The 23578-nt window shown below is 60.6% G+C and carries 23 protein-coding genes and 2 pseudogenes; 13 read left to right on the top strand and 12 right to left on the bottom strand.

Annotated elements, in window-relative coordinates; genetic code table 11:
* Positions 1-508 precede the first annotated feature (508 nt).
* The 4 genes from QNO00_RS08010 to QNO00_RS07995 all read right to left on the bottom strand — a co-directional run bounded on the left by QNO00_RS08010 (position 509) and on the right by QNO00_RS07995 (position 3411).
* Positions 509-1411: a hypothetical protein gene (locus QNO00_RS08010; RefSeq protein ID WP_284024184.1), complete on the bottom strand. Its 903-nt coding sequence runs from the start codon at positions 1409-1411 to the stop codon at positions 509-511.
* Positions 1411-2169, bottom strand: coding sequence for a signal peptidase I (locus tag QNO00_RS08005; RefSeq protein ID WP_284024183.1), 759 nt, complete (start codon positions 2167-2169; stop codon positions 1411-1413). The genes QNO00_RS08010 and QNO00_RS08005 overlap by 1 nt, the downstream gene beginning before the upstream one ends.
* Before the next feature lie 35 nt (positions 2170-2204).
* Positions 2205-2741 (bottom strand): hypothetical protein, encoded by a 537-nt coding sequence (locus QNO00_RS08000; RefSeq protein WP_284024182.1) that lies wholly within the window; start codon positions 2739-2741, stop codon positions 2205-2207.
* A gap of 85 nt (positions 2742-2826) precedes the next feature.
* The gene (locus tag QNO00_RS07995) at positions 2827-3411 is read right to left on the bottom strand and encodes an alternate-type signal peptide domain-containing protein (RefSeq protein WP_284024180.1); all 585 of its coding nucleotides are present in this window, start codon (positions 3409-3411) and stop codon (positions 2827-2829) included.
* Positions 3412-3629: 218 nt separating this feature from the next.
* Here QNO00_RS07995 and QNO00_RS07990 point away from each other — a divergent pair, with 218 nt between their 5' ends.
* The 8 genes from QNO00_RS07990 (at position 3630) to QNO00_RS07955 (ending at position 10316) form a co-directional block, all read left to right on the top strand.
* Positions 3630-4205, top strand: coding sequence for an arsenate reductase/protein-tyrosine-phosphatase family protein (locus QNO00_RS07990; RefSeq protein WP_284024179.1), 576 nt, complete (start codon positions 3630-3632; stop codon positions 4203-4205).
* Positions 4202-4741 (top strand): VanZ family protein, encoded by a 540-nt coding sequence (locus QNO00_RS07985; protein WP_284024178.1) that lies wholly within the window; start codon positions 4202-4204, stop codon positions 4739-4741. The genes QNO00_RS07990 and QNO00_RS07985 overlap by 4 nt, the downstream gene beginning before the upstream one ends.
* Positions 4742-5025: 284 nt before the next feature.
* On the top strand, positions 5026-5388 hold the full coding sequence (locus QNO00_RS07980; RefSeq protein ID WP_284024177.1) for a hypothetical protein: 363 nt from the start codon (positions 5026-5028) through the stop codon (positions 5386-5388).
* A 66-nt stretch (positions 5389-5454) separates the two neighbouring features.
* Entirely contained in the window at positions 5455-7185 is a 1731-nt protein-coding gene (locus QNO00_RS07975; protein WP_284024176.1) for a sensor histidine kinase, read from the top strand.
* Between the two features lie 46 nt (positions 7186-7231).
* Positions 7232-7639, top strand: a complete 408-nt coding sequence (locus QNO00_RS07970) for a YciI family protein (RefSeq protein ID WP_284024175.1) — start codon at positions 7232-7234, stop codon at positions 7637-7639.
* 7 nt (positions 7640-7646) lie between these two features.
* Positions 7647-8831 (top strand): RNA polymerase sigma factor, encoded by a 1185-nt coding sequence (locus QNO00_RS07965; protein WP_284024174.1) that lies wholly within the window; start codon positions 7647-7649, stop codon positions 8829-8831.
* 94 nt (positions 8832-8925) lie between these two features.
* On the top strand, positions 8926-9435 hold the full coding sequence (locus QNO00_RS07960; protein ID WP_284024173.1) for a flavodoxin family protein: 510 nt from the start codon (positions 8926-8928) through the stop codon (positions 9433-9435).
* Positions 9436-9503: 68 nt separating this feature from the next.
* Positions 9504-10316 (top strand): hypothetical protein, encoded by an 813-nt coding sequence (locus QNO00_RS07955; protein ID WP_284024172.1) that lies wholly within the window; start codon positions 9504-9506, stop codon positions 10314-10316.
* A 39-nt stretch (positions 10317-10355) separates the two neighbouring features.
* Here QNO00_RS07955 and QNO00_RS07950 read toward each other — a convergent pair whose 3' ends face one another.
* Together QNO00_RS07950 and QNO00_RS07945 are read right to left on the bottom strand one after the other, a co-directional pair.
* Positions 10356-11078 (bottom strand): MBL fold metallo-hydrolase, encoded by a 723-nt coding sequence (locus QNO00_RS07950; protein ID WP_284024171.1) that lies wholly within the window; start codon positions 11076-11078, stop codon positions 10356-10358.
* A gap of 81 nt (positions 11079-11159) precedes the next feature.
* Positions 11160-11417: a winged helix-turn-helix domain-containing protein gene (locus QNO00_RS07945; protein WP_502863226.1), complete on the bottom strand. Its 258-nt coding sequence runs from the start codon at positions 11415-11417 to the stop codon at positions 11160-11162.
* Positions 11418-11784: 367 nt separating this feature from the next.
* On the opposite strand from QNO00_RS07945, the pseudogene QNO00_RS07940 reads away from it, so the two are divergent.
* Positions 11785-12584, top strand: a pseudogene (locus tag QNO00_RS07940) (sensor histidine kinase).
* A 12-nt stretch (positions 12585-12596) separates the two neighbouring features.
* On the opposite strand, the gene QNO00_RS07930 reads toward QNO00_RS07940, so the two are convergent.
* Positions 12597-13028, bottom strand: coding sequence for an MBL fold metallo-hydrolase (locus tag QNO00_RS07930; protein ID WP_284024168.1), 432 nt, complete (start codon positions 13026-13028; stop codon positions 12597-12599).
* A 454-nt stretch (positions 13029-13482) separates the two neighbouring features.
* Between QNO00_RS07930 and QNO00_RS07925 the strand changes: the two genes are divergently transcribed.
* Together QNO00_RS07925 and QNO00_RS17375 are read left to right on the top strand one after the other, a co-directional pair.
* Positions 13483-14601, top strand: coding sequence for an acyltransferase family protein (locus tag QNO00_RS07925; RefSeq protein WP_284024167.1), 1119 nt, complete (start codon positions 13483-13485; stop codon positions 14599-14601).
* A gap of 717 nt (positions 14602-15318) precedes the next feature.
* Positions 15319-15816 (top strand): hypothetical protein, encoded by a 498-nt coding sequence (locus QNO00_RS17375; RefSeq protein ID WP_502863224.1) that lies wholly within the window; start codon positions 15319-15321, stop codon positions 15814-15816.
* A 689-nt stretch (positions 15817-16505) separates the two neighbouring features.
* Here QNO00_RS17375 and QNO00_RS07920 read toward each other — a convergent pair.
* Positions 16506-16655, bottom strand: a complete 150-nt coding sequence (locus QNO00_RS07920; RefSeq protein WP_284024166.1) for a hypothetical protein — start codon at positions 16653-16655, stop codon at positions 16506-16508.
* Positions 16656-16739: 84 nt separating this feature from the next.
* Between QNO00_RS07920 and QNO00_RS07915 the strand changes: the two are divergent.
* A pseudogene (locus QNO00_RS07915) lies at positions 16740-16823 on the top strand (integrase core domain-containing protein); the annotation flags it as partial.
* A 119-nt stretch (positions 16824-16942) separates the two neighbouring features.
* Here the strand turns inward: QNO00_RS07915 and QNO00_RS07910 are convergent.
* On the bottom strand, positions 16943-17794 hold the full coding sequence (locus QNO00_RS07910) for a response regulator transcription factor (RefSeq protein WP_284024165.1): 852 nt from the start codon (positions 17792-17794) through the stop codon (positions 16943-16945).
* Positions 17795-18826: 1032 nt separating this feature from the next.
* Between QNO00_RS07910 and QNO00_RS07905 the strand changes: the two genes are divergently transcribed.
* Complete coding sequence (locus QNO00_RS07905) at positions 18827-20017, top strand: acyltransferase family protein (RefSeq protein WP_284024164.1); 1191 nt, start codon at positions 18827-18829, stop codon at positions 20015-20017.
* A 115-nt stretch (positions 20018-20132) separates the two neighbouring features.
* Here QNO00_RS07905 and QNO00_RS07900 read toward each other — a convergent pair whose 3' ends face one another.
* The 3 genes from QNO00_RS07900 to QNO00_RS07890 form a co-directional block, all read right to left on the bottom strand.
* The gene (locus tag QNO00_RS07900) at positions 20133-21137 is read right to left on the bottom strand and encodes an acyltransferase family protein (protein ID WP_284024163.1); all 1005 of its coding nucleotides are present in this window, start codon (positions 21135-21137) and stop codon (positions 20133-20135) included.
* Positions 21138-21291: 154 nt separating this feature from the next.
* Complete coding sequence (locus tag QNO00_RS07895) at positions 21292-22572, bottom strand: O-antigen ligase family protein (protein WP_284024162.1); 1281 nt, start codon at positions 22570-22572, stop codon at positions 21292-21294.
* Positions 22573-22618: 46 nt separating this feature from the next.
* Positions 22619-23578, bottom strand: coding sequence for a hypothetical protein (locus tag QNO00_RS07890; protein WP_284024161.1), 960 nt, complete (start codon positions 23576-23578; stop codon positions 22619-22621).

Genomic DNA, 23578 nt, shown 5'->3' with positions numbered 1-23578 from the left:
TACTTGAGTTGCCAGATCCACTACTCCGGGTGCAACTGCGCCGGCTGCCAGGTACCCGGTCGACACTGTAACGGCCCCAGTTCGGATGCCCATCCAGCTATGGAGCGCCTCGCCGTTCACGCGGAGATTGGCCGGTTCGAATCCAGTCGTTTGCGAAGGGAACGCATAATCGATCGTCTCTTTTGACGTCGAGATTCGAACGATATAGACAGCGTAGTTCGGCATTCCAGCCGGTGCAGTCCAGGAGAAGCGTGTGTACAGGGACCGATCATTACATGTCGGCGTAGCTACGACTGGAAGGTCCGGACGCGCCGTCGCAACGACGAGATTCGCGTCAGTTTTCAGACTCCAGTAGGCGTAGGCGGCAGAACCGCCGATACCCAGTACGACAGTCAAGACAAACGCGACCGCCGCTGTGCGGAAACCTGGCTGGGCGCGGAGTCTGGCAAACCACCCGCGGCCTTTCGCGGAGACGGAAGCATCCCCGGATGCAGCCCCCGGCTGCTTCTTACTCATACCGGCCTTCCCTAACCCGAGCTACGACAGCGGCGGCAAAAAGCACCGACACTGCTATGAGGAGCGTACCGGAGAGCGAACGGACAATGGGTTCCACCGTGCTGAAGACGCCGGCGGGCACGATGGCGTTCGGCACCTGTTCTTCCCTCGGAGCGGTGACTTGCGCGTGTGCCGCCGGAGCGCTCTCCGGCGTGCCGGCCGTCCAGATGCCGTTGGACGCTGCCGCGGCGGGCATTCCGGCGGGACCTCCTGTTCCGGGGAGGGTCACCAGGTTTGCTGTCCTGTCCGGTGTCGGAAAGTTAGGTTTGTCGGGGCCTGCCGCAAGCTGGTTTGAATCACCCAGGGCCTCGCAGGCCGAGCGCGGTGCAGCGTCTTTGGAAGCCAGGAGGAACACGAGGTCAAAGGCTGCCGCGCGGTTCATGGTTTCGTTAGGTGCATCCAGGGACATGTCGACGACAAAAGTGAGTTCGAGTTCCTCCCCGGCACTGAGGTCCCAGATCTGAGATACGTCGTTGCAGCTGCCCCGGGAGCCGAGGACGGACCGGACCGAAAAGTCAGGTGCCAGTCCCGCCGTCAGCCCCATGTACTGGTTCAGCTCGGGGTCGGACCTGACCATGACTGCCGCCGAGGAGAGCCATGCCGACTCACCGCTGGTGTTGCGGACCCAGATGGTGGCGTCGACCGCGGCCCCCGGAATGGAATCCAGTGCGTCCGTGAAGATGTCGCCGGATACGGACGGCGCGTAGGACTTGCCGTCGAGGCTGAATTCCAGATAGTCATTGGCGGCGAAGGCGGCGGGCGCCCCGGCCAGGGAAACGGTGGCAGCCACAGCACCGACGGCGAATGTGCCGGCCAGCCGCCGGCCCCGTCCGGTGGTGGATGCAGATCGGTTCATCAGACGGTAACGTGCTTTCGGCCGTCGCGACGGTCGCGGGTGTCCGACTTGCCGTTCGGATGGTCGTGGTCGCAGCCATCGCAGTCCGTCAGGATGGGATCGGCGTGGTCCGGAGAGTTCCAGCTGCCGTCTTCGGCCGCACCGAAGCCAGGAAGGATGGAATCGTCGTCGCCGGAGTCGGGATTCTGACCGCCGCGGTCATCGTCGTCCTTGCGCTTTTTGGCGAGGGTACCGCGGATCAGGGTGATTACGCCGTATCCCAGGAGGGCGACGGCACCCCACTGGGCCACCGCACCGCGGTCGGAGTTGCCCAGGCCGTTGGCGATGAAGCCGACGAATGGTACTGCGTAGAAGAGCTTGCCCTTGACCTGGATTTCGCGGACGGGCAGCTCGTCTTCGACGCTGTTATTGTCGCCCTTGGTGGTGAAGACGGTTTCGCCGCTCTGTTCAGAGCCAACGGCGGTGATGCGGTGGGTTATGACGGCGGAAGACCCAGACTCGATCTGGTACGTGATGATGTCTCCCACGCCGAGTTCTTCAAAGGGGACGGGCTTCACCACAAGGAAGGTACCCGGTGCATACTTCGGTGCCATGGAGCTGGTGAGGACGCTGTAGGTCTGGGATCCGGTAATCATGGGCACGACGACAAGGATCAGGGCGGCCATGGCAGCCAAGCACAGCGCGAGGTAACTGAGACCGGTGCCAACGACGCTGAGGACGGTGGTGGGCTTCTCTGCTCTTCTGCGGCCGTGCGACATCGTGACTGTCCTTTGCTGTAGATCGTTGAAACCGGTCATGCGGGCATTTGGCTGACGGTGAGCGCGACGGGAACGGTTGTGGTTCCACCCAGGATCGAGACCGGGGTATTTGCCTTCAGCGTTGCCTTGACGCAAATGGTTTTGCTCTGCTCCTTGGCGATGACACCCAGATCCGGCATTCCCGCGTACATAGCTGTTTCGCAGCTCTGGCCGGCCAACGGCACCGTGGTCTGAATGGTCAGATACTCCGCAAACCCTTTAGTTGCCAGCCCGGCTGTAACTTTCGGCTTTACGGTCATGGCGCTGGTGGCATTGACCTTATTGGTGACGCTAATGCTCGTGTAGGAGTTGCCGTTGGGCTTGATCTCCGCCAGATTCAGGTTCAGGGGCTGCTGAAGGGCGGTCATTTCCACGCCGTTCACCAAGATCTTGAAATCTGCTGACTGGATGGTCCCGGCGTTGGACGGAACCGCTGCATTCCAAAGTGCGTAACTCCCCTGGACCGTCATGAGGCCGAGCATCACGGCGGCGATGATCAAACCGGCCGCTTTCAGTGCTGGAAGGCTCTTCATCGGTTTCGTCTCCAGGGGGAACAGGCTGTGCGCGGAGCGTGTGCACCGCGCACAGCCAGGGGTTAGAACAAGGTGGTGCTGTTCGCTACGGCTTCGCCGCCGGTGCCGGAGCCTGGGTAGCGGCGGTGGTGGTCGGAGCATTCTGCGTCAGCTTGAATCCGACTCCACTCAGCGCCTTTGTCTGCATCGTGGAGCCCTGGGCGTTGCCTGCAGCGAGGTTGGCGAAGTCGACAACTATGCGTGCCCGAACAGTCTGTGTACCGGGGGTGAGAGTCAGCGGGGCCGCAGTCGAGGGGGTGACCCATTTGGCGTCATCATCGGCGGTCGTGTTGTACTCGATCTTGACCGTGGCTTCATTGTTGAAAGCGTCTGCGATGGCATTCGTGGTGGTCAGATCGGCGGTGATGCGGTCTCCCACCAGGATGATGTTGAGGGGCTGTGAATAGGTCAGCTTCTCGCCCGGAACCATCTTGTAGTCTGCAATACGCGTGATCGTTCCAGCAGTCATGTTGCTGGACCAGGTTCCAGCGCCGGCCGTCATCTTCAGATCACCCGAGGCGATCTGACCGGCTTCAGTCGCCGTTGCCGAAGCGTTCCAGACTGCCAGAGTGCCGCCGCCGCCGAGCAGCAGTGCCGAGCCGAGACCGATTGCCAGTGCGCCTTTAGCCATCTTGTTCATTGTGTTCCCCTTGTTCGTTGTGCTTGAAACTTTTCGGCCTAGGAAGGTTTTCCTTGCCGCTGGGTATTACTTTGCCGCTCCGTCCTCAAGAAACAACGCCGTCTTCCCTCAGGGTTCAAACAACGTTTGGCCAAAGCTCAAGGGCCGCACAAGGTAACCTCAACAACAGCGCAAAGAGCCGAAACCAGCACGATCCGAAGCCCGAGGACATGAGCACCAACACCCCGTTCCGCATCCTGACCGTCTGCACCGGCAACATCTGCCGCTCCCCCATGGCCGAGCGCCTGCTCCAGGCCGGCCTCGACGCCATGGCCCCCGGAGAGTTCGAGGTGGCGAGCGCCGGCACCGGCGCGCTGGTGGGCTCGGGCATCGAACCGCACGTCGCCGGTTTCGTGAACGTCTTCGGCGGGGACTCCACCAACTTCGCCTCCCGCCAGCTCAGCACCAACATCCTGGCCGGCCAGGACCTCGTGCTGGCGCTGAGCCGGGCGCACCGCAGCAAAGTGGTGGAACTGGCGCCCGGTCTGCTGCGCCGCACCTTTACCCTGCGCGAGCTGGCCCGGCTGCTGCCCCGGGTGGACGGACAGCACGACGTCGACGCCTCCCAACGCTGGACGGCGGCCCTGTCGCGGGCGCTCCGGCTGCGCTCCGCCAACCCGGTGGGCCCGGAGGAGGACGACGTCGTCGACCCCTACCGCCGCAGCGAAGAGGTGTACCAGCAGATGGTCCACGAGCTCGCCCCCGCCGTGAACACGCTGCTGTCCTGGGAACGCCGGCACCGGTGACGGACAGCCGACCCGCGCCGTTCCCGCCGCCGCCTCCACCGCCTCCGCAGCCCCCGCAGCCGCCCCAGCCCTCGCCGCCCCAGCCCTCGCCGTCGGCGCAGCGCCCGTCCCGGAGAGTCCGGCAGCGCCGCACGCTGGCTGCCCTCTTCCTCCTCTATATAGGAGTGCTGGCGCTGATCGTGTTCTGGCCCTCCCCCGTGGACCAGGGCTCCGCCGGAACGCTCGCGGCCGTGCTGCGCAAGCTGCACGGACTCGGGGTGCCCGGCTGGGTCAATTACTCCTTCGTCGAGAATCAGGCCAATGTCCTGCTCTTTGTGCCCTTTGGCCTGCTCGCCGCCGCCTGGCTGCCCGAACGGCGGATCTGGTGGGCCGCCGCCGGCGGCATCGTGGCCTCCTGCCTGATTGAAGCCACCCAGGCCCTGCTGCTGCCCAACCGCTTCGCCATGATTTACGACGTCACCGCCAACTCGCTCGGCGCGGCCCTGGGCTGCATCGTTGTCTACGCCTGGCGCTCCCGCCGCGCCCCGCAGCAGTAGCTCCCGCCGAGATGGCAGTAAGTGCTCGTCTGAGCGCTGAGAACTGCACTTACTGCCATCTCGCGGGGAGGTAAGTAGGGAGGTAAATACCGGACGCAGAATCTTGCCCCGATCTTGCGTTTTCCCGGGGGCAGTTCCTGAGCTAACGCTGGCATTCTCTTAACATCAAGTCCCATCACCCAGCACCGCCGCCTCCAGCGCGGCCCCACCGAGCGGAGGTCCCCCATGGTTCCACTGGCATCCGCTTCCGTCGTCCCGTCGCCGCCGACTCCCGGTTCCCGGCGATGATCGCCACCGCCGATCACGGCCACGACCTGATCGCCCGCGAACAACTGCTCGACCTCACCGATGCCATGGGCCCGGCCTCCTGCCGCGAGTTCGTCGGCAATTACGTCGCCCTCTGGGAATCCCGCTATGAGCGCCTGCACCGCGCCGTGACGGGGGCCGACGACGCCGCCGCCATGGACGTGGTGCTCAGCATCAAGATCTCCAGCGAGATGGCCGGAGCGATGCGCCTCGCCGCCCTGGCTTCCGCCGCCCAGCAGCGCCTCGTCCGTTCCGGTGCCGTGGACCTCGCTTCCATGCTCGGCGTGATCGCCGCCTGCGGCCGGGAAACCATGGCCTGCCTGCTCGCGTCCCTGGACTAGATCGCAGGCCGGCGCCGGTACCCTGAGGTGACGGCAGTTCGCTTACCAGGGAGAAATTCACCAACGATGTCACGGCTCGCCACACGAGTACTGTCCTCCCTGGGCCTGCAGACGGAGTTCTACGAGCTGTCGCTGAACCAGCGGATCAAGATCGCCCACGCCCCCCTGGTGATCACCGTCATCCTGCTCTGCGCCATCTACGCGTTGCTGCTTCCCGAAATCCTGCACCAGCCGGCGTTCCAAACCGGCCTCGTGCTGCTGCTCCTGATCACCGTGGCCGCCGCCGTCGTTCCCTGGAACCGCCTCTGGTATCCGACCTACTGGATCCTGCCGCTGATGGACTTCGTGGCGATCGGCTTCCTGTACAACGGCAGTCAGGGCCTGGCCCTCGGCGTTTATCTGCTCTCCGTCTTTCCCGTGTTCTGGATGGCCTGGTCCCGCGTCTCCACCGTGGGCGCCCGCGTGCTGAGCTTCGTCGGGCCGCTCATCATCGTCTGGTATCCGGCCTTTGCCTCCGAGATACCCATCACCGGGCAGCGCCTGGCCGCACCGATCCTGGGACCGCTGGTCACCCTGGCCGTCGCCGTGACCGTCACCCTGGTGCGGCAGGACATGGCCGCCCAGCAGGCGGCACTGGCGCACAAGGACGAGCTGCTGGAAAAAGCGCTGGCCGAGAGCACCGAACGCTCCGAGCTGCTCGACGTCGTCCTGAACGCGATCGACGTCGGCGTGCTGGTGGTCGGCGCCAACGGGTCGGCGGTGCACAAGAATGCCCGGATGCAGGTGCTGGATGACCGCGTCCGGCCCGCCGGCATGAAACACACCCAGGAGCAGGACCTGCTCTTCTTCGGCGCCGACCGCACCACCGCGCTGGCCCCGGACGAGCGGCCGGTCGGCCGGGCGATGAAGGGCGAGTCGTTCCAGGACGTGCTGATCTGGTCCGGTCCCGCCGGCAACCAGATGGCCCTGTCCTGTTCGGCGCGCATCCTGCGCAACGAGAACGGGTTCAACGGCGCCGTCATCACCTTCAACGACATCACCGCCCTGGCCGATGCCCTCCGGGCCAAGGACGATTTTGTTTCCAATGTCTCCCACGAGCTGCGCACTCCGCTGACCTCGATCATCGGGTACCTGGACCTGGCGCAGGCGGAGGCCGAGGACACCGGGCTCACCGGAACCATTCCGCAGGCGCTGGACGTCTCACTGCGCAACAGTGAACGCCTGCTGAGCCTGGTTTCGGACCTGCTGACGGCTGCCTCGGGCAGCGTGGCCCTGGATCCGCGCCCCTTCTCGGTGGATGCGGGGATCAGCGCCGGCCTGCGGTCGGCCTCGCCCCGGGCTGCCGCCGGCGGCGTCGTCCTCGCCGCCGAACATGCGCCGGGACTGACCGTCCACGGGGATCCGGGACGGCTCGCGCAGGTTATGGACAACCTGCTTTCCAACGCCATCAAGTATTCGCCCGACGGCGGCACCGTCACCGTGCGGGTCTGGACCGAGCCCGGCCGCGCGTTCCTGCAGGTTCAGGACACGGGCATGGGCATGGACGACGCCGACCAGCGGGAGCTGTTCACCAAGTTCTTCCGCACCGGTGCCGTGCGCCGGGCCGGCATTCCGGGCGCGGGCCTGGGCCTGGCCATCACCAAGAACATTGTCGAAGCCCACGGCGGCACCATCTCGCTGTGCAGTGAGCCCGGCCGCGGGTCCACCTTCACCGTCGCGATTCCGCAGCCGCAGCCGCCGGCCGGCACCTTCGCGCCGGATGTCGAGATCGCCAAAACTGCTTCGTCCTTGGAGTGAATGCAGCCACAATGGCTGTGTCGCACCAAACCAAGGAGAAACCGCCATGGCCAAGTACCTATTGCTCAAGCACTACCGCGGCGGCCCGCCAGCGCTCAATGATGCGCCGATGGACCAGTGGACGCCGGAGGAAATCTCCGCCCACATGCAGTACATGCAGGACTTCGCGGACCGGCTGACGGAAACCGGCGAGTACCTCGACGGGCAGGCGCTGTCGCCGGAGGGCACGTTTGTCCGGTACGACGGCGAGGGCCGTCCGCCGGTTACCGACGGTCCGTTCGCGGAGACCAAGGACCTGATCGCCGGGTGGATGGTGCTCGACGTCGACAGCTACGACCACGCGGTCGGGCTGGCCGGGGAACTGTCCGCGGCTCCGGGTCCGGCGGGCAAGCCGATCTACGAGTGGATCGAGGTCCGGCCCTTCCTCTCCCCGCCGCTGACCGTTACGGAATGAGCCGGTCATGGCTGAGGCCGCCGTCCCGGACGAGGTGCTGCTGCGGGCGCTGATCCCGCAGGTGATCGCCGTCGTCGTCCGCCGCGGAGCCGACTTCGCGGCGGCCGAGGACGCGGTGCAGGAGGCCCTCGTGGAGGCGCTGCGGAAGTGGCCGGAGCAGCCGCCGCGGGATCCGAAGGCGTGGCTGGTCACCGTTGCCTGGCGCAAGTTCCTCGACGCCGTGCGCGCCGAGGACTCGCGCCGGCAGCGCGAGCTGCGCGTGCGGGCCGAGCCCGCCCCCGGGCCGGCCGGAAGCGATGATGACACGCTGCAGCTGTACTTCCTGTGCGCGCATCCCTCGCTCAGTGCGTCCTCGGCGGTGGCGCTCACGCTCCGCGCCGTCGGCGGGCTGACCACGCGGCAGATCGCCGCCGCCTATCTGGTGGGCGAGGCCACCATGGCGCAGCGGATCAGCCGGGCCAAGCGCCTGCTCGCCGGGCGCCGCTTCGATTCCCCCGGTGACGTGGGCACCGTGCTGCGGGTGCTGTATCTGGTGTTCAACGAGGGCTACTCCGGGGACGTGGATCTGGCCGCCGAAGCCATCCGGCTGACCCGCCGGCTGGCCGCCGGCATCGACCATCCCGAGGTCAGCGGGCTGCTGGCGCTGATGCTGCTCCATGCCGCCCGGCGTGCGGCGCGGACCGGTCCCCGCGGCGCCCTGATTCCGCTGACCGAGCAGGACCGCGGCCGCTGGGACACCGGGCTGATCGCGGAGGGCGTGGAGGTGCTGCAGCGGGCGCTGGCCCGCGACCGGCTGGGCGAATATCAGGCGCAGGCGGCGATTGCCGCGCTGCACGCCGATGCCCGCACGGCCGGGGAAACCGACTGGCCGCAGATCGTGGAGTGGTACGACGAGCTGGTGCGGCTCACCGGCAGTCCGGTGGCCCGGCTCAACCGGGCGGTCGCCGTGGGTGAGGCGGACGGGCCGCGCGCCGGACTGGCGGCCCTGGCGGTCCTGGATCCCGCGCTCCCCCGGCACACCGCCGCGCTCCCCCGGCACACCGCCGCGGTGGCCTACCTGACGGAGCGCGACGGCGACCCGGCGGCGGCGGCGCGGCTCTACGCCGCGGCGGCGCGTGCGGCGTCGAATGTGCAGGAGCGCGACCATCTGACGCTGCAGGCGGCCCGGCTGAACGCTGAGCTGCGCGGCTGAGCCGCATGCTGCGCTTGCGGCGGAAACACTGCACGGCTTAGATGAGACCCACGAACCCCGCTACTCTGCCGCGGGAACTCACATCGGAGTAAATATGCGCGCACTCGTGGTCTATGAATCCTTGTGGGGCAACACCGAGGCTGTGGCGCGGACCATCGGCGCCCGGCTCGCCACCGGCGCCGAAGTCGATGTGCTGGACTCGGATGCGGCACCGACCTCGGCTGAGGGGTACGACCTCCTCGTGGTGGGCGGTCCGACCCACGCGTTTTCCATGACGCGCCCGGCCACCCGGGCCGACGCCGTGACATCCCACTCCGCTCCGCACAAACCGGCGCGCGGCATCAGGGAATGGCTCAGCCAGCTGGAACGCTCCAGCGCCGGTATTCCGGCAGCTGCCTTCGACACCCGGGTGGATAAACCCAAGCTGCCCGGTTCAGCGGCCAAGGCGGCAAAGCACGAACTGCGCTCCCTCGGCTTTGAGACGTCGATTAGGCAGCAGACCTTCCGGGTCCATGGCTACGAAGGGCCGCTCCTTGAAGGGGAGAATGAGCGGGCTGCAGTTTGGGCAGACACTGTTCTCGAACACGCGAAGGCCGGCCGGTGAAGCAGCCGTCCGGTCCCCGCTTGGAGGTACGGGGTGATGCTCCCGCCGGCAGGCTACCCCCGGTATGGATGTGGCTTTCCGTCTCAGCCGGCCTGCTCGCCTTCACCGGCAGCCTGCTGAGCCTCTTCCAGCCGGCCGAGGTCTATGGGCGGGAAACGGATGAACTCATCAACGCAGCCCTTGCCCAGGACGTGGTGAATGCACTGTTGGTCTCTCCGTTGCTCGTGATCCTCGCCTTGCTGGCCCGGCGTGGATCCATTACGTCATGGTTAACGCTGATGGGTTTTCTGGGCTTCACCGTCTACAACTACTCGATCTACGCATTCTCGATCCAGTTTGGTCCCCTGTTCCTCGTTTGGGTGGCTGTTCTTGGCCTCTCAGCCTTCGCTCTGGCCGGCGCCCTAGCTAGCGCCGTGCCGGAGGTTACTCACATAGCCGGTACCTCCAGCCTGTTCCCCGGGTGGGTACTCATAGCAACGAGCGTGCTCTTCACTCTTCTCTGGTTGAGCGAGATCATCCCTGACCTCATAGCTGGCTTCCCCTCAACCAGCGCCTCCAGCTGGAACGTCCCCACCAATCCGGTTCATGTCCTGGATCTGGCGCTCTTCCTGCCGGCGGTGCTGATGTCAGGGGTGCTCTTGTTGCGTGGACAGACCTGGGGATGGGCTACCGCGGCGGGTTCCCTGGCCTTTCTCGGGCTGACAGCCTTGCCGATACTCGTGACCCCCGTCGTCTCCCTCCTCCGCGGGAGCCCTCCGGGATGGCCGGTAATGCTGCCCATGGGGCTCCTCTGCTTTATCCTCTGGGCGGCTTTTTTTCGGCAACTCAGGTTAGCGCGCCGTTCCCTGCGCAGCGGTCCGAGGGAGGCCCGCCGGCACTAGGAGGAAGACCTCCCGGTGCAGCCTGTTGATCCTCAGCCCTCATGAACCACTGCCGCGGCCCTGCCGCACCTGCTCCTGGACCGTTGCCGGATTCCCCCGCCACGGTGGACCGTGTCCGGGCAGCACCCAGACGGCGTCGACGTCGGCGAGCCGGCCGAGGGATTCCAGGGCCTGGTCCGGGTCGTCGGTGAAGGGTGCCGGCTGCAGGCCGGTGCGGCCGGTCAGCACATGCCGGGTGGTGAGCGCGTCGCCCACGAAGACGGCGTCGGCTGCCGGCACGTGCACGGCGACGCTGCCCGGTGAGTGGCCCGGCATCGCGATGATCCGCGGTGAGCCGGGCAGCGGCAGCACCTCGCCGTCGGCCACTTCGGTGACCTCGGTGAGGTACGCGGTGCGCCAGCCTTTTTTGCGCAATCCGTAGGCCAGGAAACTCAGCATGGGGCCGAGCTTTCTTGGCCCCATCGCCGGTTTCGGCTTGTCGCCGCCGCGGGCGCGCTCGGCGTCGGCGGCATGGACGAAGACGGGGACGCCGTACTCGCGGCGCAGCTTCTCGGCAAAACCGATGTGGTCGCTGTCGCCGTGGGTGAGGACCAGGCCGTGGATGTACCCGGGGGTCCGGCCCATGGCTTTGAGTTCGTCGAGCAGCTCCGGCCAGTGTCCCGGGAGCCCGGCATCAACGACCGTGACGCCGTCGTCGGTGTCGATGAGGTAGGCCGCCACAATGTCGTTGCCGATGCGGTGCAGGTGCGGGGCGAGCTTCATCGGAGCTCCTTAGAGGTGAGACGCGGGTTTCCGTCGGTCTCATCTAAGCGCTGCCGGGTTTTGGCGGCAAGCGTTGCAGGCTTAGCGGGCCGGTGCCAGCCGGTATCCGACGCCGCGGACCGTTTCCAGCCAGCGCGGTGCCCGGGAGTCGTCGCCGAGCTTGCGGCGGACGTTGCCCACGTGCACTTCGACGGTGCGTTCGTCGGCTTCGCTGATGAAGCCGCCGGCGTCGTATTCGTCGCCGCGCAGCCGGCGCACCAGGTCGGTCTTGGTGCGGACCCGGCGGCCGCCCTCCAGGACGGCGTGGAGCAGTTCAAACTCGGTGCGGGTCAGTTCCACCGTTACGCCGTCTATTTCGGTGGTCCGGGTGCTGAAGTCCAGGCTCAGCCCGTTGTGCCGGAAGCGCCCTCCTTCGCACGCGTCGGCGTCGGCGTCGGCGTCTGCCTCTGCGTCTGCGTCTGCGTCTGCGTCTGCGTCTGCGTCTGCGTCTGCGTCTGCGTCTGCGATCAGGCTGCCACAGGTGTTACAGGTGTTACAGGTGTTACAGCGGCCGATGGCCGGTACAGCTGCGGGTGCCGGTGCTTCCTGTGCGTGATCGGCGGCAGCCGGGGCCGCTGTCGTGCCCCCCCCCCAGTGGCAGCGGGGCTGTCCTCGCCAGAGCGGGGACGGCGCAGCATCGCGGAGATGCGGTCCCCGGGAGGACCAGATGGCCCTGTCCTATTCCGCGCGCATCCTGCGCAACGAGCACGGGTTCCACGGTGCGGTGATCGCCTTCCATGACATCACCGCCCTCGCCGACGCGCTGCGGGCCAAGGACGACTTCGTCTCCAGCGTCTCCCATGAGCTGCGCACTCCCCTGACCTCGATCATGGGCTACCTGGACCTGGCCGAGGACGAGGCCGAGAACCTGGGCCTGACCGGCGCCATTCCGCACGCAATCTCGGTGGCGCAGCGCAACAGTGAACGGCTGCTGCTCCTGGTCTCGGACCTGCTCGCCGCCGCATCGGGCAGCAGGTCCGTGGATGCCCGGCCCGTGGCCGTGGCCGAGCTGATCTCCGCCAGCCTGCGCGCTGCCGCCCCGCGGGCCGCCGCCGCCGGCGTGGAGCTGACCACCAGCTGCGCTCCCGCGCTGGCGGTGCAGGCGGATCCGGTGCGGCTGGCCCAGGTGCTGGACAACCTGCTTTCCAACGCGATCAAATACTCGCCCGACGGCGGCACCGTCACCGTGAGTGCATGGACGGACGGCACCTGCACCTGCCTGGAGGTCGCGACACCGGCATGGGCATGAGCGAGAAGGACCAGAAGGAGCTGTTCACCAAGTTCTTCCGCACCGGCGCCGTCCACCAAGCGGGCATTCCCGGCGCCGGGCTCGGCCTGTCCATCTCCAAGAACATTGTGGAGGCCCACGGCGGCACCATCACCCTGGTGAGCGAGCCCGGAGTGGGGTCAGCGTTCACGGTGTCGCTGCCACCCACGCCGTCGCTGACGCCGATGACCGCCCTGTAAGACCGTCGAGGCTTAGCTTCCGGAAGCCTTTGTATCGGCGGCAATCCGCACCGTGCCAGGCACCGCGGTGGGGTTTCCCCGCCACGGAGCGCCGTGCCCGGGCAGCACCCAGACTGCGTCAACGCCGGCTAGACGGTTCAGGGATTTCAGCGCCCGCGCAGGTTCGTCGGTGAAGGGCGAGGGCTGCAGTCCCATCTTTCCGGTGAGCACACTGCGGGTGGTGAGGGCATCGCCCACAAAGACGGTTTTAGCCGCCGGAACGTGCACGGCGATGCTGCCCGGCGAGTGTCCCGGCATGGAAATCCCCCGCGGGGCGCCGGGCAAGGGCAGCACGTCGCCGTCGGCCACCTCGGTGACCTCGCTCAGGTAGGTGGTCCGCCAGCCGCGCTTGCCCATCGAGTACATCAGAAAGCCGGCAACGGGGCGCAGCCGCGTCCGGCCCATCTCACTTTGGGCTTCTTGCCCCCGCAGGCCCACTCGGCATCCGCGGTGTGCACGTAGACCCGTTTCGTTCCATTCGCCCGTGGTTCGGTGGCTCATTCTCGTCCCCTCCTTTTATCGGGAACCACCCCGATATTAAGGACCCAACACATAACGCCTGAGTATTCGACGTGACTCACACCCGTTCTGTCCGAAACCATACTCGGGCTGGAGAAGGAAAGAGTTGAGGCGGAGTCATGTACCTCTTTAGACTCTGCCGGATCGGGCCCAGCCGGTAGTCGACCCGCGAATATGGTAGGTATACCCCTATTTCGGACACTCGTGCATATATCTCTTCACCTAAGCCACAGAGCACAGCTTTGTTTGACGTACGTCAATGTCATCCTCAACCAACACAAAGAGGTCAAACGCATTAGGTCGGTAATAACTGCATAATCCAAGTGATATATTTGCATCCATGAACGCGAAGGTCGAACAAGTCGACAATAAACAGCTCAAGGCACTGACGGGACTCCGAATAGTGGCAGCACTATGGGTAGTTGTCCACCATCTCGGTGGTGAAATCTTCACCTTCATCCCCCATCTACTGTTCGCGAAGCCGATCGTGGACCGCGGGGGGCTTGGCGTTGACTTGTTCTTTATCCTGTCGGGGTTTATCTTAACGTATCAATATGTGGGAAGATTCGGCAACGGTACCACCCTAAGGAACGTGGCACATTTTCTGAAGCTGAGAATTGCCAGGGTTTACCCAGTCCACTTTGTAACACTAAACTTGGCTGTTGGCCTTTACCTTGCTGGCCAATTGTTCGGTGTTGGGATGAATGACGCCAGCGTGCTCCGCACCTTCAGTGCCTACATCCAAAATATCTTCCTAGTACACGCATGGCTAAACCAACCCTATAGCTGGAACGGGGCCTCTTGGTCCGTTAGTGCCGAGTGGTTTGCCTACCTTTTGTTTCCATTTACCATAGTCATAATTTGTAGGGTTCGAACCATCACTGGCCTTCTTTTGGGTGTAATGCTGCCCGCCGTGACTTATGTCGCCCTTGGAATTTGGGTCCTATCGCCAGGAATGAATGATCGTCCAGACCACGTTTTAATTCGGATTGCTGTCGGTTTTACCCTAGGTTGTTTTCTTGCGCGGATTTTCTCCAAAATGCAGCTACAAAAGGTCCGCCACTGGCTTGCGCCTTTGGCATTCGCTGTAGTTATATCAATGTGCTATTTAGAAGGGCTCGCGGGCGGTTTTTTCCTCCTCCCCCTTGGACTCTTGGTACTTGGCTTGGCTATTGGCTCGGACGTCATATCGCGCACCCTAAGCCTCAGGCCCTTTATATATGGCGGCCAGATATCATACTCCCTTTACATGATCCATGGGCTTGTGCTTTCAGTCAGTCGCAAGATAATTCCGGAGAACGCTGAATTTCTGCCAATTGGGTTGAGGGTGCTTGTTCTCTTAGGAGTTATTGTTGCCGCCCTACTCGCTGCTCATTTCTTGTTTCAATGGGTCGAGGAGCCAAGCCGAAAGTATATTCGTACCGCTAAACTCAAGAAACGTTCACCCGTGTTAGACTGAAAAGCGCGCTACTGAATACGTAAAATCACGCATTAGAATGCGAGGTAAATAACTACAAGCAATTGTGTATTTGCTTAACTGAATAATTACTCAACTGGTGACTGGCGTTCTAATGAAGACTCAAGATATGGCGCCGTCACTACAAGACAATGTGCTTATTACCGTTCTTTCTGCTCGCATATGCCCGAAATCGGCTCGCTGTTATATTGACAATTAATCGCCTTCTAAATAGATTTGCGGTGACGTTGTTTGATGTCTATACCTGCTCGCCCTGGACAGTATTCTTCTGGGATCTATTAGATTCACATATTAAATTCCCTCGTACCGGAATGCCGCTTAGAAGTTGGGTGCTGGGAAAGCGTTCCTCATCTTTGTCATCTAGATGGTTGCAGCAGCTTGCATCCCCGTCGCGTTCGAACTGACTCACGACAAAGCAGCGGTTATTAGTTTGCAATCCCAGCTCAGCTCCCTCACCGTTGCGCCCTGAAAAGTGGTTATGCATTCACTGACCTGAAATTTTAACAGCACAATTACCTCCACTGGGCCAATGTTGCAGGAATTACGTGTTCGAACGTATCCGTGCCGTTAGAGGCATGGTTCTAAAGTTGTTTATAGGGATTCGCACTCTTCACGACGATCCCCAAACAGAATGAGGCCTTCGGGGTCAACAGACAGCGACAATCGGTAATTGCAGTACAAAGCTGCTACATTTGATCCATGAGTCTTATATCGAATTTGCGGGCTGACTTCAAAGTCAACCACCGCCCACTTGACCGCATAACGGTCACAATCTTTCGGCTGAATCAGACCTCGCGGGTTGGTCGCCTGCAGCCCCTCAAGCGTGTCCTCGCAAAGGGTCTCGACGTAATATGGATGCAGGGTATTGTCGGTGCCGACCTGCCCGGGAAGATCCAGTGTGGTCCTGGTCTTCGGCTCCCACACGGGGGACGTGGGGTGGTGATCCATCCCAATGCCACAATAGGATCAGGCGTCACGGTTTATCATCGGGTAACAATCGGCGTCTCCGGAGACGATGCCTACAATGTCCCCACGCTGGGCGATGGCTCATATGTCGGTTGTGGCGCAACACTTATCGGCCGAGTGCAAATCGGTGCTGGAGCAAAGATTGGTGCTGGCGCAGTTGTCGTCAAGGATGTACTCGCTGAAACGACAGTTGTCGGAGTTCCTGCGAGGACCAAAGCCTCGGCCACATAGTCGAGATTCTCAGTCCAGTCGAAATGGGGTTCATCGTACCGGCTCCAGTGGCATGATGGGGCCTCTATGAGACTTCAATACTCCTCAACCCCAAATCTGTTATCCCGGTGCCGTTCCATTGGCGGTAGAGGGTCTGGCAAGGTACCGCTTGATGCACCCGGCGGATCTCGCGTTCCGCCTTGCCTTCGGTCCTGCGTCGATCTCTGTAGGCACTGGTTTCGGGACGGTGAACTCTGAGAACCATAGCAATAGCGGTCTCTGCACATGCTTATCCGAAAGGTAGCTTGGGCGAGGATCGGGCTTTTTTGCCGTGGAACTGGCAGGAGCAGAAAGGCGCTTGAACGTTTTATTGCTGTCCTTCGGATCATGCCTACCCGATCCGGCCCCTCTAGCTGTTCCTGTCCGCCTAGCTGTTCCTGTCCGCCAGATTGGAAGCACGCGGCTGACAGGTGGTTTGCCTCCGAGTACACCGTGGGCGTAATTCACTGTTGGAGTGCTCGATCCATAGTGCAACTACTTCTGTGCGCTGGGCGTTGCTGGTAAACACCTGCCGGTAGGTCGCCTGCGTGGCCTGGGTGCGGTTGAGGCGATCGTCCATGCCGTTCTTTTGCCAGGGGCAGTGAGGCACGATGAACTTCAGCGTAGTGCCGTGCCCGTGCGCACGGATCGCGCAGTGAGTAGCGTTAGTCTCACGCGTTGTTGGTCATCAACCTCTGGAACGGGTGGATGCCGTGCACTGCGAAATAGGTGGTGGCACGTTCCAGAAACACTGCCATGGCACCCCCTTTCTCGTCGGGCAGGATCTTGCTGTAGGCCAGCCTGGAGTGATCGTCGATCACCGAATGGACATAGTCGTAGCCGACTTAGGTCTGCTTGCGGGCATGGGTGGAGCCCATCTGCCGCCCTTGGACTTTCTACCTTGGGTGAAAACCGCGTTCATCGACCCGGGATCACGGTGGCAGAACGGGTTCATTCAGTCCTTTAACGCCCAATTCAGAAGGGACAGGTCGCCAGCGGTTTCGTAGACCGCTCGAACGAGTCCGGGCAGAGAACCGATCAAACCAGGATTTCGGGTCGGTCCTGGGTGACTTTGCGGTGCAGAATTCTCACTGATTCTTCATATCGTCTAGCGGGACGGGGCCAACCGGTAGCCTACGCCGCGGACGGTTTCCACCCAGCGCGGTGAGCGGGAGTCATCGCCGAGCTTGCGGCGGACGTTGCCCACATGGACCTCGACGGTGCGTTCGTCGGCTTCGCTGATAAATCCGCCGGCGTCATACTCATCCCCGCGCAGGCGGCGCACCAGGTCCGTCTTGGTGCGCACGCGCCGTCCGCTTTCCAGCACGGCGTGCAGCAGTTCAAACTCGGTGCGGGTCAGCTCGACCGGCTGGCCGTCGATTTCGGTGGTGCGGGTACCAAAATCCAGACTCAGCCCGTTGTGCCGGAAGCGTCCCTCTTCGCGTGCCTCGGCGGCGGCGATCCGGGCTTCGACCGCCGTCTCATCGGCCGGCCACACAGCAGGAGCAGGGGCCGGTACTTCCGGTGCGTGACTGGGGGCAGCCGGGGCCGCTATCGTGGCCTCGACTGCAGCTGAGCTGTCCTCACCGGAGCGGGGGCGGCGCAGCATCGCGGAGATGCGGGCGCGCAGTTCGCGCGGGCGGAACGGCTTGGTAATGTAGTCGTCCGCGCCGGCCTCCAGACCCATCAAGGTGTCCAGCTCCTCGGCGCGGGCGGTGAGCATCACAATGTAGGCATCGGAAAATAGGCGCAGCTGGCGGATGACTTCAAAGCCGTCAATGTCCGGCAGTCCCAGGTCCAGCGTGACGACGGTGGGATTATGCGTACGGACGGCTTCCACGCCCTCGGTCCCGTTGGGACTGGTAAAAACCTTGAAACCGGACTGCTGCAACACCGCGTTTAATAGGTCGCGGATATCCTTATCGTCCTCGATGATGACTGCAACGCGCTGTGTTTCCAAGTTTTCCGTCCTGCGAGACCTTCTGATAACCCGCTCCCTTTAGGAGATACTACAGGCTCCCTATCGTCACAGTTGCAGCCGTGGAGGGCCCTGAATACGTTTGATATATATCGCGGATGCAACACGACCGGAATTTAACCAGTGGTGTTGCATCGGCGCTGATCAGGGACGTATAACTCCGGGATAGGGATAAGCATATTTCGTGTTGAGCTGCTCCGTGTGGGCTACGGCGGGACAACCTAGATCTCGACGCTTTGCGCACAAGCGCATACACCTGCGGCCGTTGAGCTTCGAGGATATGGCAGATGCTGGCCCCTCTTCGCCTCTTGACCGTCTGCACCGGCAATATCTGCGGCTCCCCATGACTGAGCGCCCTTGCTAACCTGCCCTGGCCCCGGAGGAATTTTAAGTCAGCAGTTCCAGTGTCGGAAACCTATTTTAGCCACGCCAGTGAGCCGTATGTGGCCGGGTGTGTCAACATTTTTGGTGGGGATGCCAGCGGCTTTGTGTTCCTGCAGCTCAACCCCGAAGATCCTGTAACACCAGGCGGTGCTGGCCCCACCGCAGCGAAGTGATGTGGAGCTGGCTACGCCACGGGAACTGGCTCGTATTGTGGGTGTTCTGCTCTCCCGATCCCGGAGAACACTTTCGTCAAGTGTCTGTTCCTTCCCCTGTCGTGGCGTTTCAAGCGGAGTCGAGTTCACCGCGAATCTTGTGTTGTTCGTGCTGTAGGTCTGCTGGCCTTAAGCCACCTGGACCGGAGAGTGTGGACACCGCCGCTCGATGGGTTGTGTACTTTCGAGCCCCGTCGATGGGCCAATTCCTAATCCGCCCGGATGGGTTGCTACCGTTAATGATTGGGTGGCTAGTACAATGGGGGCCGCGGCTGGGGCTGCGGTTAATCGGATCTATAACGACTCCCAGAAGTAACCGATACGTAGCACAACTCACGGATCCCTCGGATTACAGAAAGTTGTCATAGTCGGATGTGCTTATCAGCCGGAACTCGTTCGATACAAAGACTGGTACCGAGTGGCTGACAACATGTCGCAGATCAGTTGTCTGCATTCGAATTATCTCCGTAAATCAATTCACTCCAGCAATATATTAATGACGGTCTTAGTGTGTAAGGTGATCAAGATAACCATGCCCTCCCCCCAATCAGTCCGTCGTGACATGTCCATAGACAGCCTCAGAGGACTAGCGATCCTGCTCATGGTGGCAGGGCACGTAATCGGCGGATCCCAATCTAGGGGTCTGAGCGTTCCGGACGATTCATGGTGGCGCTATTATTTCGTCATTTTTGCAGATGTCCGTATGCCGTTGTTTACTTTGCTATCCGGCTATGTCTACGCCTTGCGACCCATCAATAGTACGACTCAACTCCCTCGACTTATCCGTGGTAAAGCGAGAAGGCTCGTGATTCCACTGTTTACAGTTGGAACAATTTTTTTCCTTAGCCAAATTATAATCCCCGGGACAAATCGAACGCCTCAATGGATGGATTTTTGGAAGGTATATATTTTCGGAATTGAACACTTATGGTTCCTTCAAGCGATATTTATTCTATTCCTCTTGACAGGACTACTAGATGCCTTAGGGTGGCTCGAAACTAAAAGGAGATGGGGCATCTTTGCCATCACGACGAGCTTGGCATATGTACTAGTTTTCGTTCCCAATGATTGGAATATATACAGCATTGGCGGTGCTGTTGAGCTAGCACCTTTCTTCCTTCTCGGAATTGGGCTCCACAGGTTCTCTGGCCAGCTCAAAATAGACCGGATTGCAATTTTAATTGCATTCATCGCCATAATTGCTCTGGTCCTGCGTTCATACGTCACGATCGCAGGTGTAACTCTTGATGATTTCTGGAATCGACAGCTCTCGTTAATTTTGGGTGCAACATCGACTACGGTGTTATTCGTCTACCGCAAGTACCTGAAGAATAAACTTCTGGCATGGTTAGGTGCCTATTCTTTTGGCGTGTATCTACTCCACACATTCGGCAATGCGGGCATGCGCCTGGTTTTGGAACGATTTGGACTCGAGAATACCGGTATAATGTTTATCACTTGTATGATCTTCGCAGTGGGCACCCCGATCCTATTTGAAAGAACGCTAGGTCGCATAAATTCCATATCATGGGCCGTCTTGGGTCAAAAACCAAATCGGATGACCACGCAATTTTCCGTACACGGCCCTTCCACCAAACCCGCCCGGTAGCGCGGCTGTCGCTCCTCCCGAACCTCATTCCTCAGAACATCTGCCGGCATTCGCCACACATGCGCGCTGCGGAGCGTCGGCCGCCCATGCTTACCGTCTCGACCAGGATGTGTCCTTACCTAGTGGAAGGAACCCCGAGCAGCGAGTATGCAAACCTGGTGCGTGCGATAAGGAGCCCGGCTGCCCACGGCACCACAAGCGCAATAACAGTAACTACGGGTAATGGGATTACCCCAGACTCCGGCCTCAGCACCCACAGCATTAGCGGATGAAGCAAAATGACAGCCAACGTAGGACGGGAAAGCGTATCCATTACACGGGCAACCCTCGGTGATGGCTGAGGCGCGAGCGTCGCCGCTATCAGAAGCGCTACACAAAACAGAAAGGCGATGAGGACAGCCAGCAACGAGAACTGCCCTGACTTCATATCGAGGGGAACAAAGTCATCGGTCATCAACAAGACAGACGCGGCAGCTGACAAACAACCCACACCAATCAATGCCAGTATCTTCCCACCCAAACGCCGGCTCAGCGCGTGGGTTAATCGTCCGGCTTCGAGGAACACCATCGCTCCCAGTGCGCTGAGGGCCGCGAACGGAGCCTGCGCGAGCTCCTGACCATACAAAACGTTGAGACCGAGCCCGGCGCTAACAGTGGCCAGCCGAACCCATGAAGGCAAAGTTGTAAGAAAGCGGTAGAGCACTGTGGCCACGAAGAGCGCCGTAAAGAACCAAAATGTTGTGTATGGGCGTACAACGTAAGACCCGCCGAGGACCAAACGACCCAAAGTGGGGAACAGGGAATCAGGGCCCCGGCCCACCGTAAACGGCAAACTGATTGCAGCAAAGATCAGGGCCCACCAAGCATAAGGGACGAGAAGACGTCTTGCTCTATCTTTGGCTTCCGATTTTAGATCCTTGCTGGCAGACCAGAAAAACCCAGATAGCATAAAGAAGACGGGAAGCCGCCAGCTCTGAATCAGTCGATCTGTAATTTCGTTGTGCGTATATACGTGACCGATTACAACTGCCACTAACGCGCAAATGCGTACTGCGTCAACATTTGCGTTGCGCTTTTTCAGCTCTACAGTCAGGCGCGGAGCACCTCCCTCAATAGTCATTTACTAAGTTTATGCTATACACATCACCAACACGACCCACCACACTTTGCAGTGGTTTTCCACAATAAATGTCTGAGCCGCTGGACCACCCGCCACGGGCAGACCCAGCGCTGCGCGGAACATCAGCTCTTTCTCGCAGCAGCAGGGGAACTCATTATGGAATATTCTCTGCCCGGGCGTCCTGACCCGTCGTCGACACGGACGCTAATTGAGGACGAGAATTTTTTATGGTTAAGTTGCCCAAGACAAGACCCGCAATTAGAAAAGTAATAACGGAGCTCGCACCCTGGGTCATAATGGAACTATAACCAGATACCATAATCACCGCCAAGGCAACCATTATCGACGCGGTCCATGCGCCATTCCGTAAACCCGAAATTATAACACTCAACAATAATACAAGATATAAACCTGCCGCGACCCATCCGAAATCGTAGGCATACATCGCCCACCCATTTTCGAGGCTAGATCCCAAAATGCTGCTTTGCCTGAGTCCATAACTAGAGTTGAGGCCCTTCCCAAGTACCGTGTTCTTGAAGACATTTTCGATAATGAACTCAAGGGCCTCCATGCGTCTGGAAGTAGATCCAGATGCGTTCTGTGCACGGTCCAAGAAATTCTGGCCAACCGAACTACTCAAGATGAACCCCATCGCAACGGTCATTCCGGTCGCAGCCAGAATTCTAACCTTGGCGTTCTGGCCCTTTACGATCACAAAAACGAGCGCGAAGAGCGCAAGTACGACACCCATTCTTGATTGCGTCGTAAAGACTCCTACTGTCAACACAGTGGCAGCTATGAGGCGAACAGATGCTCTTCGAAGTAACAAGCACAGAGGTATAGCGATGACTAACAGAAACGACAGATCCAGCGCACTATCCAACGTCCCCAGGCCCCTACTGAACCTGTCTGCACTGAACCAGTGAAAACGTGCAAATTGATCCTCATAGAGGATAGTTCGCTTCAATGTTACCTGAACTGCGGCAAGAACCGCTTGACACACCGCCACCAAAAGCAGTCCCATGCCTATTTGATTACCTGCAGGCCGTCCTTCCTCGTGAAACGCTAGCAGCACTAAAATAAGGAGACAGATCGGAGCAATAATAATATTGATCAGAAGCCCGACGACCCCAGTTCCTGCAATGGTCACAATAACGGCGTGGCTGGCTAGCAGGACAAAAAAGAAAACCAATAATCCAACGGGTGCAACAGCTCGTACAACTGAGCGAGTTCTAGTTATGAGAATAAAAAACAACCCTAGAAGAACCAACATGGTTCCCGGGTGTAAGGGCATACTAGTGCCAACAAAGATGCCCCGCGCGACGCTCGGTACGCCCAAATATGTTATTAGTATGACGATAACCAGCATTGAAGTCCGACGCTGCGTTAAGGCGACGACCAGCACTGAAACCAGGAGCCAGATTAGCGCCTGCATGGCGGCTCCGTTACCATGTCAAGTCCTTTAGGAGCATGCCGATACATCATGGTTCAGCCGGCCCCTCGCGAATAACACTTACATCATCAGCTCTATATGTATTCCTGATTTGTTCATCATTACCACCGCTCAAATTAGATGTAACCAGCCCGCCTTCCCATGATCCCCTCACGATATCAAAGTGCATGCTTATCGCACCCACTTGGCGTACCCGGATTTGGCTACGAACCGCGACCGCGTGCAGCCACACATCATCGGCCCGGGCCGCATATTGTAGAAATTCGTCTCCGGCTTTACGCAACTCATCCTGCATTTTTGGAGGATAGATAACTCCTGACACACCCGTCGCGAATGAACGAAAAGAGGGATTTGATGATCTACACGGCTCCCACTCTAAGTAAGGCATGATCCCGTCATCATTAAGCCTTATAGTGTGTGCTCGGTAGGCCCATATACTGTTCGGGTCCGACTCAAAGGCCGAGACTAGGCCAGAAAGCCAATGTTTTGGATACAGAATGTCGTCATCCGCGGTTACGAGGGGTATCGACGAATCGCAGTCATCGCTCATGACATACGGAAAGTATTTTTTATGCGAGCGAAAGTCCGTCGTGTATCTAATTTCCAGACCCCTTTTCCGCAGGCGGAGAAGGGAGCTCGGCAAGGGGCTACCCTCTGTTTCGTCATCTAACCAGAGGAGCAGACGTTTGGGACGTTCCACCCCAGATGCGATGCTCTCTATGGTGTAGAAAACGGAATTGAGACGACTACCAAATGTCGTCAGACTGACAACCGCGCTTGCATTGCCCGTAACAGCAGACTTTCCAAAACGGTTCCGGATCATCAGTATTAGCATCACGAATCTAACTCGCACCAGTCGAAACACTCTGTAAACAAGCGAATGTCTGTTGCTCTGAGCAAAGACATTCGCCAGGGTCATATCCGTGTTCTCAATATCTACCGACAACGCGTCCCTTTCATCTGAATCATCATTGCGACCAGCCGCCAT

The sequence above is a fragment of the Arthrobacter sp. zg-Y1219 genome (genome assembly GCF_030125545.1).
Taxonomy (GTDB): domain Bacteria; phylum Actinomycetota; class Actinomycetes; order Actinomycetales; family Micrococcaceae; genus Arthrobacter_B.
The sequence above is the reverse complement of the archived record's forward strand: the minus strand, read 5'-3'. Positions and strand labels throughout refer to the sequence as shown.

Coding starts and splice junctions, on each gene's coding strand:
- QNO00_RS08010 (WP_284024184.1), bottom strand. CDS start 1,411: ATGAACCGATCTGCATCCACCACCGGACGGGGCCGGCGGCTGGCCGGC.
- QNO00_RS08005 (WP_284024183.1), bottom strand. CDS start 2,169: ATGTCGCACGGCCGCAGAAGAGCAGAGAAGCCCACCACCGTCCTCAGC.
- QNO00_RS08000 (WP_284024182.1), bottom strand. CDS start 2,741: ATGAAGAGCCTTCCAGCACTGAAAGCGGCCGGTTTGATCATCGCCGCC.
- QNO00_RS07995 (WP_284024180.1), bottom strand. CDS start 3,411: ATGGCTAAAGGCGCACTGGCAATCGGTCTCGGCTCGGCACTGCTGCTC.
- QNO00_RS07990 (WP_284024179.1), top strand. CDS start 3,630: ATGAGCACCAACACCCCGTTCCGCATCCTGACCGTCTGCACCGGCAAC.
- QNO00_RS07980 (WP_284024177.1), top strand. CDS start 5,026: ATGATCGCCACCGCCGATCACGGCCACGACCTGATCGCCCGCGAACAA.
- QNO00_RS07975 (WP_284024176.1), top strand. CDS start 5,455: ATGTCACGGCTCGCCACACGAGTACTGTCCTCCCTGGGCCTGCAGACG.
- QNO00_RS07970 (WP_284024175.1), top strand. CDS start 7,232: ATGGCCAAGTACCTATTGCTCAAGCACTACCGCGGCGGCCCGCCAGCG.
- QNO00_RS07965 (WP_284024174.1), top strand. CDS start 7,647: ATGGCTGAGGCCGCCGTCCCGGACGAGGTGCTGCTGCGGGCGCTGATC.
- QNO00_RS07960 (WP_284024173.1), top strand. CDS start 8,926: ATGCGCGCACTCGTGGTCTATGAATCCTTGTGGGGCAACACCGAGGCT.
- QNO00_RS07955 (WP_284024172.1), top strand. CDS start 9,504: ATGTGGCTTTCCGTCTCAGCCGGCCTGCTCGCCTTCACCGGCAGCCTG.
- QNO00_RS07950 (WP_284024171.1), bottom strand. CDS start 11,078: ATGAAGCTCGCCCCGCACCTGCACCGCATCGGCAACGACATTGTGGCG.
- QNO00_RS07930 (WP_284024168.1), bottom strand. CDS start 13,028: ATGGGCCGGACGCGGCTGCGCCCCGTTGCCGGCTTTCTGATGTACTCG.
- QNO00_RS07925 (WP_284024167.1), top strand. CDS start 13,483: ATGAACGCGAAGGTCGAACAAGTCGACAATAAACAGCTCAAGGCACTG.
- QNO00_RS17375 (WP_502863224.1), top strand. CDS start 15,319: ATGAGTCTTATATCGAATTTGCGGGCTGACTTCAAAGTCAACCACCGC.
- QNO00_RS07900 (WP_284024163.1), bottom strand. CDS start 21,137: ATGACTATTGAGGGAGGTGCTCCGCGCCTGACTGTAGAGCTGAAAAAG.
- QNO00_RS07895 (WP_284024162.1), bottom strand. CDS start 22,572: ATGCAGGCGCTAATCTGGCTCCTGGTTTCAGTGCTGGTCGTCGCCTTA.
- QNO00_RS07890 (WP_284024161.1), bottom strand. CDS start 23,578: ATGGCGGCTGGTCGCAATGATGATTCAGATGAAAGGGACGCGTTGTCG.